At 63.4% G+C, this 13975-nt stretch carries 14 protein-coding genes and 1 tRNA gene; 9 read left to right on the top strand and 6 right to left on the bottom strand.

Annotated elements, in window-relative coordinates; all coding sequences use genetic code 11:
• Window positions 1-61: 61 nt before the first annotated feature.
• From proB to rplU, 4 genes are all read right to left on the bottom strand, one after another.
• Window positions 62-1198, bottom strand: coding sequence for a glutamate 5-kinase (gene proB, locus KZO83_RS16100; protein WP_247621459.1), 1137 nt, complete (start codon window positions 1196-1198; stop codon window positions 62-64).
• A 26-nt stretch (window positions 1199-1224) separates the two neighbouring features.
• Window positions 1225-2412 (bottom strand): Obg family GTPase CgtA, encoded by a 1188-nt coding sequence (cgtA, locus tag KZO83_RS16095; RefSeq protein WP_247621458.1) that lies wholly within the window; start codon window positions 2410-2412, stop codon window positions 1225-1227.
• An 85-nt stretch (window positions 2413-2497) separates the two neighbouring features.
• Entirely contained in the window at window positions 2498-2755 is a 258-nt protein-coding gene (gene rpmA / locus KZO83_RS16090) for a 50S ribosomal protein L27 (protein WP_040239264.1), read from the bottom strand.
• Window positions 2756-2788: 33 nt separating this feature from the next.
• Window positions 2789-3100 (bottom strand): 50S ribosomal protein L21, encoded by a 312-nt coding sequence (gene rplU / locus KZO83_RS16085; RefSeq protein WP_040239266.1) that lies wholly within the window; start codon window positions 3098-3100, stop codon window positions 2789-2791.
• A 274-nt stretch (window positions 3101-3374) separates the two neighbouring features.
• Between rplU and ispB the strand changes: the two genes are divergently transcribed.
• From ispB to KZO83_RS16070, 3 genes are all read left to right on the top strand, one after another.
• A complete protein-coding gene (gene ispB, locus KZO83_RS16080; protein ID WP_247621457.1) occupies window positions 3375-4349 on the top strand; it encodes an octaprenyl diphosphate synthase in 975 nt (324 codons plus the stop codon).
• An 81-nt stretch (window positions 4350-4430) separates the two neighbouring features.
• Window positions 4431-4507: transfer RNA gene (locus KZO83_RS16075), tRNA-Pro, on the top strand.
• Between the two features lie 354 nt (window positions 4508-4861).
• Window positions 4862-5278 (top strand): hypothetical protein, encoded by a 417-nt coding sequence (locus KZO83_RS16070; protein ID WP_247621456.1) that lies wholly within the window; start codon window positions 4862-4864, stop codon window positions 5276-5278.
• Window positions 5279-5286: 8 nt separating this feature from the next.
• Here KZO83_RS16070 and KZO83_RS16065 read toward each other — a convergent pair whose 3' ends face one another.
• Window positions 5287-5535 (bottom strand): hypothetical protein, encoded by a 249-nt coding sequence (locus KZO83_RS16065; protein ID WP_178999532.1) that lies wholly within the window; start codon window positions 5533-5535, stop codon window positions 5287-5289.
• Window positions 5536-5673: 138 nt separating this feature from the next.
• Between KZO83_RS16065 and KZO83_RS16060 the strand changes: the two genes are divergently transcribed.
• Window positions 5674-6477 (top strand): TlpA disulfide reductase family protein, encoded by an 804-nt coding sequence (locus tag KZO83_RS16060; protein ID WP_247621455.1) that lies wholly within the window; start codon window positions 5674-5676, stop codon window positions 6475-6477.
• A 121-nt stretch (window positions 6478-6598) separates the two neighbouring features.
• Window positions 6599-9541, top strand: a complete 2943-nt coding sequence (rapA, locus tag KZO83_RS16055) for an RNA polymerase-associated protein RapA (protein ID WP_247621454.1) — start codon at window positions 6599-6601, stop codon at window positions 9539-9541.
• Between the two features lie 22 nt (window positions 9542-9563).
• Here rapA and KZO83_RS16050 read toward each other — a convergent pair whose 3' ends face one another.
• Complete coding sequence (locus KZO83_RS16050) at window positions 9564-10460, bottom strand: TIGR01777 family oxidoreductase (RefSeq protein ID WP_247621453.1); 897 nt, start codon at window positions 10458-10460, stop codon at window positions 9564-9566.
• 162 nt (window positions 10461-10622) lie between these two features.
• Here KZO83_RS16050 and KZO83_RS16045 point away from each other — a divergent pair, with 162 nt between their 5' ends.
• The 4 genes from KZO83_RS16045 (at window position 10623) to KZO83_RS16030 (ending at window position 13956) form a co-directional block, all read left to right on the top strand.
• A complete protein-coding gene (locus tag KZO83_RS16045) occupies window positions 10623-11003 on the top strand; it encodes a sirohydrochlorin chelatase (protein ID WP_247621452.1) in 381 nt (126 codons plus the stop codon).
• A gap of 88 nt (window positions 11004-11091) precedes the next feature.
• Complete coding sequence (locus KZO83_RS16040; protein WP_247621451.1) at window positions 11092-12009, top strand: MerR family transcriptional regulator; 918 nt, start codon at window positions 11092-11094, stop codon at window positions 12007-12009.
• Window positions 12010-12036: 27 nt separating this feature from the next.
• Entirely contained in the window at window positions 12037-13458 is a 1422-nt protein-coding gene (phrB, locus tag KZO83_RS16035; RefSeq protein ID WP_247621450.1) for a deoxyribodipyrimidine photo-lyase, read from the top strand.
• A gap of 51 nt (window positions 13459-13509) precedes the next feature.
• Window positions 13510-13956 (top strand): nuclear transport factor 2 family protein, encoded by a 447-nt coding sequence (locus KZO83_RS16030; RefSeq protein ID WP_247621449.1) that lies wholly within the window; start codon window positions 13510-13512, stop codon window positions 13954-13956.
• Window positions 13957-13975 lie beyond the last annotated feature (19 nt).

Raw genomic sequence — 13975 nt, 5'->3', positions numbered from 1 at the left:
CTAGCATGGCCCACGTGGAAACGGCTATAGTTCACCGATAGACGCCTCGACATCACGCCCCTCAGATGATGACCAAGTTATCGCGATGAATGAGCTCCGGCGACTCCATGTAGCCAAGCAACGCCTCGATGCGATGACTGGGCTGGCCCACGATACGCCGCGCTTCGTCGCTACCGTAGTTGACCAACCCCTTGGCGACTCGGGCGCCTTGCTCGTTGACGCAGACCACCATGTCGCCGCGCTTGAAGGCACCCTCAGCACGCCGCACGCCCACCGGCAGCAAGCTCGAACCATGGCGATGCAATACCTCGACCGCACCATCGTCGAGCACCAATGTGCCGCGCACCTGGAGCTGCCCCGCCAACCACCGCTTGCGCGCCGCCAACGGCGCGTGGTCCGGCATCAACAACGTGCCCAACGTCTCACCTTCCGCCAGCCGCGTGAGCACCGACGCCTGACGCCCACTGGCGATCACCGTCAGCGCGCCGGAGCGCGCCGCCAGGCGAGCAGCACGCACCTTGGTCGTCATCCCGCCGCGCCCTAAAGCACCGCCATCACCGGCAACCGCCGCCAGGGCAGGATCATCGGCACGCCCTTCGCTGATCAACCGCGCCTCGGGATCGTGGCGTGGATCGGCATCGAACAAACCTTCCTGATCGGTGAGCAGGAGCAGCGCGTCCGCCTCCAGAAGGTTGGCCACCAGCGCACCCAGCGTATCGTTATCGCCGAAGCGGATCTCGTCGGTGACCACGGTGTCGTTTTCGTTGATCACCGGCACCACGCGCAGTGCGACCAGCGTGCGCAACGCCGAGCGCGCATTGAGGTAACGCTTGCGGTCGGACAGGTCATCATGCGTCAGTAGCACTTGCGCGCTGCGCAGGCCGTGACGCGCGAAGTGACCCTCGTAACATTGCGATAGGCCCGACTGCCCCACCGCGGCGGCCGCTTGCAGTTCATACACTGCCGAGGGCCGGGATACCCAGCCCAGACGCGCCATACCCTCGGCCACCGCGCCGGACGAGACCAGCACCACCTCGACACCGCGCGCATGCAGGGAGGCGATCTGATCGACCCAACCACCGATAGCCTCGGCATCGAGGCCACGCCCATCGTTGGTCAACAATGCACTGCCGATCTTGATCACGACACGCCGCGCACTACGCAAGGCATCACGGCCCGTCGACTGCGACTCACTCACCGGCTTCTCTCCCTTCTAGCCTCGACTCAGGGGACGTATTCCACCTCGACGTCATAATCGTCATCGTCGAAGTCATCGTCCTCTTCCTGGGCCGGCTTGCGCTTGTGCGACATGCGCGCTTCGGCACGCGCCACGGCCTCGTCTTCCATGCGCTGGCGCATCTCGCGCTCATGCTCGAAGGCCGCCTCGTCTTCCGCCTCGAGCTGGCGCTGCTCGGTCAGCCAACGGTGCGCCGCCTGCACCAACGGCTGGGTACCCTCACTACTGATCGCCGACACCCGGAACACCGGCCCCGTCCATTCCAGACGCGCGACGATGTCGTCGACCGTCGCCTGGCGCTCTTCCTCAGGAAGCAAATCGAGCTTGTTAAGTACCAACCAGCGTGGCCGTTCGGCCAGCGTGGTGGAGAATTGCTCGAGCTCGTACGCGATGGCCCGCGCACTCTCCACGGGATCGCTTTCATCGAACGGCGCCACATCGACGACATGCAGCAATAACCGCGTGCGGGTCAGGTGTTTGAGAAAGCGCAGCCCCAAACCTGCACCGTCGGACGCACCTTCGATCAATCCGGGCACGTCGGCCATCACGAAATGCTCATGCGTCCCCAACTTGACCACCCCGAGATTGGGCACCAGCGTGGTGAAGGGGTAGTTGGCAACCTTGGGCTTGGCGGCCGAGACGGCACGAATCAGCGTCGACTTGCCGGCATTGGGGACGCCCAGCAAGCCCACGTCGGCCATCACCTTCATCTCGAAGCGCAAGTTACGACGCTCGCCTTCGGTGCCTGGCGTGGTCTTGCGCGGCGCCCGGTTGGTAGAAGACTTGAAGTGAATATTGCCCAGCCCTCGACGACCCGCCTGCGCCACCAACTCGACTTGGCCGATCTCGGTTACGTCGGCGATCACCTCGAGGGTATCCTCGTCGATCACCGTGGTCCCCACCGGCACCTTGACGTGCAAGTCCTCACCGTTACGGCCGCTCATCTGACGACCTTGGCCCGGCTGCCCATTGGGCGCCTTGTAGAAACGCTGATACTTGAAGTCGATCAGTGTATTGAGGGCGTCGTCGCCGATCAGATAGACGCTACCGCCGTGCCCACCGTCGCCGCCGTCCGGCCCACCCTTGGGAACGTACTTCTCGCGCCGGAAACTCAGGCAGCCGTTGCCACCCTTACCGGCCTCCACAATGATCGAGGCTTCGTCGACGAATTGCATGGACACTTCTCCCGACGGCTACGGCCGCCCTATACGAAAAGGCCCCGCCTGAGCGGGGCCTTTCCTTTCATCGTTCGTGGCGGTCTCAGGCGGAGACGACGCTCACGAACTTGCGGTTTTTCGGACCCTTGGTCTCGAACTTGATCACGCCTTCGTTCAAAGCGAACAAGGTGTGATCCTTGCCGATGCCAACGCCGCTGCCCGCGTGGAACTTGGTGCCACGCTGACGCACGATGATGTTGCCGGCGGTCGCCGCCTGGCCACCGAACAGCTTGACACCAAGGCGTTTGGATTCGCTATCGCGACCGTTACGAGAACTACCGGCAGCCTTTTTATGAGCCATTGCAAATACCTCGCGTTATCTAGGGAATATCGCTTACGCGGAAATTCCGGTGATCTTGACTTCGGTGAACCACTGACGATGGCCTTGACGACGCATCTGGTGCTTACGGCGACGGAACTTGATGATCTGGACCTTTTCGCCACGACCATGTGAAACGACTTCTGCCGTTACCTTGGCCCCGTCGACCAGCGGCGCGCCGACCTTGATATCATCATCATCGCCGACCAGCAGAACTTGGTCGAGCTCGAGGGTATCACCCGTGGCCACTTCCAGCTTCTCGAGCTTCAGGGTCTGGCCTTCCTGAACGCGGTACTGCTTGCCACCGCTCTTGATTACTGCGTACATGTCACTCTCCAGCACTCATCGGGGTTGCGCTCTTCATCGGCCTGCGGCGAGTGGCGCCCCTTCCGGCAGCCATCTGACAGGGAGCATGATGAGTCGAGCCGCGTATTATAGCGACACTCGGGCATACCGGGCAAGCGTCTTTCACGCCATCACTGACGCGGCCTGGCGAGACCCCGGCATGCGCCTTGACGCCTTCCGGGGGGCCCCCTAGCATAGCCCGAGCCCAAGGCCGCAATAAGAGGCGGCCCAACCCCTTATTGCGACAAGCCGACCCATGCAGCCCAACGCATCGCCCATCCATGCGGCGGTCGCGGATGATTTCGCCGCCGTCGACCGCACCATCCTCGCCCAACTGGCTTCCCGGGTTCCCCTCGTCGAAACCATTGGCCACTACATCATAGAAAGCGGTGGCAAACGGCTGCGCCCTCTGCTCGTGCTTCTCGCGGCGCGCTCTTTGGACTACCCAGGCGATCGCCACGTGACCCTCGCCACGCTGATCGAGTTCATGCATACCTCGACGCTGTTGCACGACGACGTGGTCGACGAATCGCACCTGCGCCGTGGCAAGGCCACCGCCAACGACGCCTGGGGCAACGCGCCCTCGGTGCTGGTCGGCGACTTCCTTTATTCGCGCTCGTTCCAGATGATGGTCGAAGTCGGCTCGATGCGCGTGATGGAGATACTCTCCGGCGCCACCTGCGTGATCGCCGAAGGCGAGGTGCTGCAGTTGACCAATATCGGCAACCCCGATATCGATGAGGCCGCCTACTTCGACACCATCCAGGGCAAGACCGCCATGCTCTTCGAGGCCGCCAGCCATAGCGGCGCGGTGCTCGCCGAGGCAAGTCCCGCACAGGAAGAGGCCCTCAAACTCTACGGACGCTATCTAGGCCTGGCATTCCAACTCGTCGACGACCTGCTCGACTATCAGGGCGATGCCGACGCCATGGGCAAGAACGTCGGCGATGACCTTGCCGAGGGTAAACCCACACTGCCGCTCATCCATGCCATGGCCGTCGGCGATGCCGAACAGACCAAGACGATTCGGCGCGCCATTCGCCAAGGCGGGCTCGACCATCTCGACGAAGTGCTGGCCATCGTCAACGAGACTGGTGCGCTGGAATATACCCGCCGCCGCGCCGTGGAAATGGCCGACCGCGCCCTGGCTCAGCTCGAGCTTCTGCCCGAGAGCCGCTACCGCGATAGCATGGCCGAACTCGCTCATCTCGCTGTCGAGCGTCAGACCTGATCCACCGCCTCGCAAAAGGGTTGCGCGCGCATCGCGGATGCGTATAATGCAGCCCCGTCGAGTCGGCACCCCCGGCGCGAACGGAGTATAGCTCAGCTTGGTAGAGCGCTGCCTTCGGGAGGCAGAGGTCGTAGGTTCGAATCCTGCTACTCCGACCAAAATTCAAAAAAGCCCATGCGATCAAATCGTCATGGGCTTTTTTACGTCTAGACGCAGTGATTTCCAGTACGGCTGACTGCCGCATCGGCCACCGCTTTACATTAACGCACAATCATTCTTAACCCAGGTTATCGATAATACTGGCGCATGAGCACACCGTGACCAAGCTAGGAAGCCCAATGGCACATGGATGTGCCAACCTTCCGCAACTCCTCACTAGAACGCCCACCCGAACAACGGCACCAACACGTCGATAGACGTTGCACATCCTCACCATAGCCACGCTGTGCTTCCCAACGGCGCATCAGCATCCATACTGATGGATGTGCCCATCAGCGTCCTGGGAGCCCACCATGCAACGCTTATCGCTGGAGCCCACCGCACTTCATGTCGCGCGCCTTGCGCCCTTGCTCGAGTGGTTACAGGTACACCTGGCACTGACCGTCTTGTTACGTACTTCGTACAGCGCTTATCTGGAGCTGCATCGCAAAGGTCATAACAGTCATGTACTACTGCTTGAAGAACATCCTGAGGCTCCTGCCAGCACGCTACGCCTAGAAGCCGACAATGTGGAGTTCGAGCGTCTTGCACCTCGACTGATGAGCCAAGGTGCACATTGCCTGGAAGCGTCGCGCGAACACCCCAGCGCCTCACGTGGCTGTGCTTGGCGGGTACTGACCATGCCGCTACCCGGCGATTGGCAGCTGATGCTGCTCGCCCTCGACCCACACCGCTGCCAACACCTGGGTCCGCACGGGCTGACTCCTTGACGAGCCCATCACTCATCGTCTTCTTGCGCTCGCCTGACCCGCTCGGCCATCGCCCGGCGCTGTTTGTTGCGACGATAGCGGCGCATCAGCGCCACCCAGCATGCAGCAAGAAGCATCAGCGCCAGGGTCGCACCTTGCCAGGGGCGTGCCGCGTCGCCCAGACACGTTTCCAGCGTCATGATCAGGATGAACCCCAGGGCCTGACTGGCGATGGCTGCCGCGCGCAACCCATCGATCCCATAGCGCGAACTCACCATGCATTCTCCCCGTTCCGTCTCGTCCTAACCGCCGCGCGAGGACTTCAACCCAGCTACCACGCTTTAAAGAGGCGACCCCAAGACCGTTAGTGTAACGTGTCCAGCATCGCGATTCGTCATCGCCACCATGAGGATCCCATGGCACCGATCATGCTCGGCCACGTACCGCTGCCACCTGCGCCTCTATACGCCGCCGTCACGGCGCTCGCGCTGTTGGCGCTGGGCGCGTTGTTGCGCCTATCCCGCACGCATCGACGCCGGTGGTTGAGCGGTACGTTGGTGGCGGCGCTGATCGGGGCTCGCCTGATGTATATCGTGCTTCATGCCGAGGCTTATCGCGAGGCGCCGCTCGAGGCCTTCACACTGTGGCAAACCGGGTATCATCCGCTGGGCGCCTTGCTCGGCGCCGTCGCGTGGACACTGTGGCACCTGCGCGACCTGCCCGCCCAGCAAATGCGCCGAGCCACGGGTGCGCTCATGGTGTGCAGTGCGCTATGGTGGGGGTTGAACGTCTGGCAACCGCTGACGGGCGATCCTCCGCCCTCACATCTACCGCGCCTGACATTGAAGGCACTCGACGGCACACCGACGCCCATCGAAACGCTGGCGTCGCCATCGCCGCTCATCGTGGTGTTGTGGCGCAGCGACTGTCGGGCATGCCGCCGCACGTTGGCGCGGCTCACCGACTTGAAGCGCGATGCCGCCAGCGTCGTGACGGTCAACGAAGGCCAGACCCTACTGCAAGCCGCGCGCTATCTCGATGCTCGGCATGCCGCCTTCAGCCATGACCTGCGTGATCCATACCAACGCCTGCAGGCCTACTTCGGGATGCCTGCACTGCCGCTGATAATGCGCCTCGACGCCCAGGGCAGGCTTCGCGATTACCAGGCAGGCGAGATGTCCACGGCGCATCTCATGCGCTGGCTATCGCCCACGACCTGAAAACGCAATCGCCTGTTAAGCCCTCCGCCGCTTTCCGGTAGAATACCGCGCCCCGCCGTCCTGCATGCTCCCCCGGCAAGACGGCGCGCCACGTACCGTTACATCATCATCCCGAGGCATCATGAGCGAATTCATTCCGGGCCAGCGCTGGGTCAGCGACGGCGAAGCCGAGCTGGGGCTGGGCACGATCCTAAGCTGTGACCTCCGAAGCGTGACCGTTCTCTTTGCCGCCAGCCAGGAAACGCGCACCTACAGCGTTCGCCAGGCGCCGCTAACCCGCGTGGTATTCGGCGCCGGCGACCGGATCGAAGCCGCCGACGGCCGCACCCTGACCGTCGACGACACCAAGGAAGCCGACGGGCTGCTGGTCTATATCGTCGAGACGGCGGCCGGCGAATACGACGAGCTGCCCGAAAGCCGCCTCGCCGATAGCATGCGTTTTCAGCAGGCGCGCGATCGACTGCTCACCGGCCAGGTCGATCGCAACGACTGGTTCGAGTTACGCTACCGCACCCTGCATCACTATCACCGTATCGCCCAGCATCCGGCGAATGGCCTGGCCGGCCCGCGGGTGGATCTCATTCCCCACCAGCTATACATCGCCGACGAGGTCTCGCGCCGTCATGCGCCGCGCGTACTGCTGGCCGACGAAGTAGGCCTGGGCAAGACCATCGAAGCCGGTTTGATCCTGCATCGTCTGCTGCTCACTGGGCGTGTCGAGCGTGCGCTGATCCTGGTGCCCGACAGCCTGAGCCATCAATGGCTGGTGGAAATGTTGCGCCGCTTCTCGCTGCATTTCACCTTGCTCGACGAACAGCAAAGCCAACACAGCGCGGGCAACCCTTTCGAGAGCGCCCAACTGGTACTCGCCAGTCAGCAATGGCTGTTCGCCAATCCGCACCGCCAAACCCAGGCCCAGGCCTGCGACTGGGACCTACTGATCGTCGACGAGGCCCATCATCTCGACTGGACGCCCGAGTCCAGCGGCCCCGGCTATGCCTGCGTCGAGCAGTTGGCGCGTGTCATCGACGGTGTACTGCTGCTCACTGCCACCCCCGAGCAGATGGGCCAAGCCGGCCACTTCGCGCGGCTGCGCCTACTCGACCCTGAGCGCTACACCAGCCTGGAGGCCTTCGCCGCCGAAGAAGCGGGCTATGCCCAGGTCGCCGAGGCGGTAGACGCTCTCGAGCGCCTGCCCGGCGATGCCGCCGATCGCGACACCGTGGGCGCCGTCATCGACGACGCAGACAGCCAGGCACTGCTCGAGACGCTGTTCGACCCCGAAAGCGACGAGGCGCAGCACCATAGCGCCCGCCGCCAACTCCGCGAGCAGCTGCTGGACCGTCACGGCACCGGCCGCGTGATGTTCCGCAACAGCCGCCGCCATGTCGCCGGCTTCCCCGAGCGTCATTTGCACGTCACGCGTCTGACCCCGCCTTCCAGCTACCGCCGCGAGCTACGCAAGCTGGACCGCGACATGGACTACCTCGATGATCTGCTGATCGCTACCGGGCTCGATCATCCCGAGGTACTGCTCTATCCCGACGCCATGTACCGTGCGCTGAGCGACAATTCGCCGGGCGACGTATCGCTCAACACCGAACCCTGGTGGCAGATCGACCCACGCGTGACCTGGCTCCTGGAGCGCCTGACCGAGGTCGGCCGCGACAAGGTGCTGGTCATCGCTCACGACCGCGAAACCGCCAGCGACCTCAGCGAGGCACTACGCGTGCTGGGCGGCCTCCAGGCACCCGTGTTCCACGAGGGAATGACGCTCATCGAGCGCGATCGGGCCGCGGCGGCCTTCGCCGACGACGAAGACGGCTGCCAGGTACTGGTATGCTCGGAAATCGGCTCCGAGGGACGCAACTTCCAGTTCTGCCGCCATCTGGTGATGTTCGATCTACCCGCACATCCCGATCAACTCGAGCAACGCATCGGCCGCCTCGACCGTATCGGCCAACAACACGCCATCGAGCTCTACGTGCCGGTGTTCGAAGATAGCCCCGGCGAGTGCCTGCTGCGCTGGTACGATGAGGGCATGCGTGCTTTCAACGCGCCGCATGGCATCGGCAGCGAGCTCTACGATGCCTTCGGCGATACCGTGGCCGATTCCCTGCTCGACAACGACTCCCTTGAAGAGGTCATCGCGGAAACGCGTGCCTATTTCGAAAGCCGCCTCGCTGCGCATGAGGCCGGCCGCGATCGGCTGCTGGAATGGAACGCCTGTCGCCCGGAGCGCGCCCAGGAAGTCACCGAGGCCATCCGCGAGCTGGACGAAGACAAGACACTGCCACGTTACGTTGACAAGGCCCTGGACGTGTTCGGCGTCGAGAGCCGCGACCTGGGCGGCGATATACAGCACCTGCTGGCAGGGCCGCACATGCTCGACGGCCTGCCGGGGCTAGTCAAAGGTGAGGAAGGCTTCTCGGCCACGTTCGATCGGCAGCGTGCCTTGGCCCGCGACGACGTGCAGCGTCTTTCCTGGGAACACCCTCTGGTGCGCGAAATGATGGAACGCATCCTCGACGGCACCTTGGGCAATACTGCACTGGCACTGCTTCAGCATCCCTCGATCCCCGGTGGCCGGCTGATGGCCGAGCTGGTGTTCCGGACCCATTGCCCGGCGCCCAAACATTTGAATGTCGGGCGCTTCTTGCCACCCACGGCGGTTCGCTTGCTGCTCGACGAGTCGGGCGCCAACCTGACTCAGAAGGTCTCGTTCGGGGGCCTGGCGAAGAACCTCAAGAAGGTCAAGAAAGCCGTCGCGCGCGACCTGATCAAGTCGCGCCATGCGCAATTGCGCGAGCTATTGACCAACGCCGAGGGCGAGGCCGAAAACGAGTTGCCGAGCATCGTCGAGGCCGCACAGACGCGCATGCGCGAGACGCTGGACACCGAGCTGGCCCGCCTCAAGGCCTTGGCACGCCACAATCCGTCAGTGCGCGACGCGGAAATCGACGCCCTCACCCACGAGCGCCAGGCGCTGGATACGGCCATCGATGCCACGCGGCTGCGCCTCGACGCAGTGCGCGTGATCGTTACCGTCGACCCACCCGAGTAAATCTAGGCCGAGAGGCCACGCGTCAGCGTCCGAGAATCGCCTTCAGGGCGCTGTCCAGCGTCGGATAGCGAAACGTGAACCCCGCCGCCTCTAGGCGCGCGGGGCGCATACGGGCGCCGGTCAGCAACAAGCGTGACATCTCCCCCAGGGCCAACCGCAGTAGGCCGGCAGGCACCTTCATCAGTGCAGGGCGATGCAGGTGACGCGCCACGGCACGCGTGAAGTCGGCATTGGTGACGGGATACGGCGCAGACGCATTGAAAGGCCCTTCGAGGTCATCCCGCTCGAGCAACAACAGCACGATGCGCACGAGATCCTCGCGATGAATCCACGGCATGTACTGACGCCCGCTCCCCAGACGACCACCGAGCCCCAGCCGGAAAGGCGGGAGCAGCTTGCTCAGCGTCCCTCCACCGGCATCGAGCACCAGTCCGGTACGCAATAGCGCGACCCGCACGCCCAGCGGCTCGGCTGCCCGCGCCGCCGATTCCCACTGCGCGCACAGACGGTGGGCGAACTCATCGGTGGGAGGCGTCTGCTCGGTAACGTCGCGCTCTCCCTGATCGCCGTAAAACCCCATGGCTGACCCGGATACCATGACCCGAGGCGGCGTCTCCAGGCGCTCGCACAGCGTCACCAAATCACGCGTAATGGTCAGTCGCGACTCAAGCAACCGCTGTTTCTGCGTCTCGCTCCAGCGCTTGTCGGCGATGGACTCGCCGGCAAGATTGACGACCGCCTCGGGAGCGTCGTCCACAAATGCCATGACCGACTCGCGGACCTCGACGCCCTCGGGCAGATGCGTCTGCGCCCGAGCCGGCGAACGCGACACCACTAGCAACCGATGGCCAGCCTCGTGGAGGCGCTGACAAAGCAGCCGTCCGACGAAACCGCTACCGCCGGTGATCAAAATGCGCATGATGACTCTCCGAATACGAATTATACGACCGTTGTACGATTTGCTAGAGTTGTCCAGGTAAATATGCGTTGGCCTGACTGGACAGCATAGCTCATGGTCACCCGCCACGCGGCTGTCGTCGCCATGCAAGGCGCCACGTCACTCACCATAGGAGATCGCTCGATGAGCCACGCCTTGATACTACTTGCCCATGGCTCTAGCGATGCGCGCTGGCGCGCGCCCTTCGAAACGCTTGAGCACGACCTGCGCGCGCGCCTCGAGACCCCTGCGGTCATCGCTTACATGGAGCTAAGCGAACCCTCGCTGGAAACCCGAGTCGCCGAACTTTATGACGCGGGGCATCGACACCTCGATATCTTGCCGCTGTTTTTCGCCGCCGGGCGCCACCTACGTCAGGACGTTCCAGCCCAGCTCGAGGCATTGCAGGCTCAGTATCCCCAAGCGGCATTGACGCTGCTCGATCCCGTCGGCCAGCACCCCGCCTTCGTCGAGGCATTGGCGGGCATCGTGACAGCCCGCGTAGAGGCGTCGTCGGAGCCATAAGACGTGATGGGGATTGTACAAAATCATTGCGACGTACAACTTCATCCCCCATGCTAAGTGGCAAGATTCACAGGAGGAACCTAAGCGCATGAGTGAACAGGCGATGGATCCGGCCAGTTCGCCGCTGTACCCGATCCGCGAGGTCTCACGGCTGACCGGCGTCAATTCCGTGACCTTGCGCGCCTGGGAGCGCCGCTACGGCCTGATCCGTCCGCAGCGTACCCCCAAGGGACACCGTCTCTATGCACGCGAGGACATACGCCGCGTCGAACGCATCCTGCAATGGCTCAACCGGGGCGTTCCCGTCAGTCAGGTACGCGACCTGCTCGAGCAGGCCGAACCCACGACCAATGATGTCCCGCCGCCGGATATCAGCGACTGGGAAGGCCAGCGCCAGCGACTGCTGCAGGCCGTCGACGCGCTGGATAGCGATACGCTGGACGTCCTGTTCAACCGCAGCATGGCGCTTTATCCCGCTGGTTCGTGCGTGACCGAATTATGGCAGCCGGTGATCGATCAGCTCGAGGAGCGCTGGGGCGATCAGTTCGGTGCCGAATTGCAGCGCCGCTTGCTGGAAAGCTTCTTACGTACGCGAGTCGCCATTCGCCTGTACCACGCCAATCAAGCCGCGCGGGGGGCGCGCCTACTGCTATTGCGCCTGCCCGAGGAGCGCGACTTGTTGCGATTGCTGCTTTTGGCGCTGGTCGCGTCTGCCTCGGGATTTCGGGTCGAATGGCTGGATGCCGACTTGCCGCTCAACGAGGTGCCGCTGGCCGCCGAGCGCTTCAAGGCAGAGGCCGTGCTCATGACCAGTGGATATGCCGAGCGCAGCGATCTCATTCGACGTCAGTTGCCGCGTCTGGCGGAGCAGCTCGAGATACCGCTGTGCCTAGTCGGCCCAGTGGCACGTATCCGCAGCGCAGAGCTGGAAAGCACTCAGATCGCCTCGCTCGGCGATGCACTACCCACTGCGCTCAGCCGCCTGCATGGGCTGCTGGGGCGCTAACTTTCATACCTGCGCCAAGGATTGGCCATGTCCGATGTGCAATTGATGTGGTTCCGCAGCGACCTGCGAACCTTCGATAACCGCGCCTTGCATGCCGCCGCCGAACGCGGACCGGTGATCGCCGTTTTTTTGACCAGCCTTCCACAGTGGCAACGCCACGACCACGGCGCCAACAAGGTCGACTTCTGGCTACGGGGCGTAGCGGCGCTTCGCGAACACTTGGCCGGTCTCAATATCCCCTTGCTGCAGCGACGCATCGCGACCTTCGGCGAGGCACCTGCGGCCCTGCTCGAGCTGGCGCGTGAGCACGGCGCCCGCGCTCTGCACTTCAATCGCGAATACCCTCTGAACGAGCGCCGCCGCGATGCGGCGGTGGAGTCTGCCTTTCAGGCGGCAGGGCTGACGGCCTGGGGGCATACCGACGCCGTCGCTTACGCGCCCGGAGAGCTGCTCACCGGCAAGGGCGAGCCGTATAGCGTGTTCACGCCGTTCGCCAAGGCTTGGCATCGCCAGCTGGCGTCAAGCCGCATCGCTTTGGTGGAAGAACCTGAACCCCAAGCTCAACTGGCTATCGACGCCGACCCGCCGCCTTCTCGCGATCTCGAGACAATGGCCGACGCACCACTCGACCCGAGCCTGTGGCCTGCGGGCCAGGACGAGGCCGGCGACCGGCTCGAGCGCTTCCTGCGCTTCCGTGGCCATCACTACAAGCGCCAGCGCGATTTCCCCGCGCTTCCCGGTACCAGCGAGCTGTCTCCCTACCTATCGTTGGGCATGATCTCGCATCGTCAGTGCTTACATGCGGTGATGAGCAACAACGAGGGGCACTTGGCCGACGGCGACGCCGGCCTCATCGCCTGGGCCAATGAATTGGTCTGGCGCGAGTTCTATCTGCATATCGCTGCCAGCTTCCCCGACATCAACCGCCACCGCCCCTTTCAGTCGCATACAAAGGCCCTGGCCTGGCGCGACGATGACGCGGGGTTTCAGGCTTGGTGCGAAGGACGTACCGGCTATCCGCTGGTCGACGCCGCCATGCGCCAGTTGGTTCAGCGTGGCTGGATGCACAACCGCCTACGCATGGTCGTGGCGATGTTCTTGTCCAAACACCTACTGATCGACTGGCGTCGTGGCGAAGCCTTCTTCATGCGCCACCTCGTTGACGGCGACTTCGCCTCCAACAATGGCGGTTGGCAGTGGGCCGCCTCCACCGGCACCGATGCCGCGCCTTATTTTCGTATCTTCAACCCTACCACCCAGGCGGAACGCTTCGATCCGGAAGGGCACTTCATCGCGGAATATCTGCCAGAGCTGGCCGAGTTGCCGCTCAAGTCACGCTTTTTCCCCGACGCTGCGCAACGCCGGCAAACCGGGTATGCCGAGCCCCTCGTCGACCACAAGGCGGCACGCCAACGCGCGCTGGATGCCTTCAAGTCACTGACGACGTAATCGCGAGTCCCGAGCCCACGCCACAGCTCAACGCCCTTTTCGGAGGACCGCATGCGCCAGGACCCTATCTTGGAGACGTTTTGTCAGACCTTCAAAAAGCTTGACAAGACATGTACAAAGAGCCTCGAAAACCTCTACACTGAAGATGTGTCGTTCACGGACCCGTTACACCATATCGAGGGGCGCGGTGCGTTGCTGCACTACTACACCGAAATGCTCGCCAACGTGACCGAGTGCCGCTTCGACACCGGGCACTATCAACGTGAGGGCGATGAAGCCTGCGTAGACTGGGTCATGCATGTCACGCATCCCCGGCTTGCCGGCGGACGTGGCGTCGAGGTCGCGGGGTGTTCGCGGCTAACGTTTCGTGACGAGCGAATCTGCCAGCAACGCGATTACTTCGATGCCGGCGCCATGCTGTACGAGCACCTGCCCGTATTCGGCACGCTGATCCGATGGCTCAAGCGGCATATGCGGCCAACATCTTCATCGCACTAGGCCTCGTCTAAAGGAGAGC

This window comes from Chromohalobacter moromii (assembly GCF_023091865.1).
Taxonomy (GTDB): Bacteria; Pseudomonadota; Gammaproteobacteria; order Pseudomonadales; family Halomonadaceae; genus Chromohalobacter; species Chromohalobacter moromii.
Note: the sequence above shows the minus strand (reverse complement) of the source record. Positions and strands in the feature narration are given on the sequence as shown.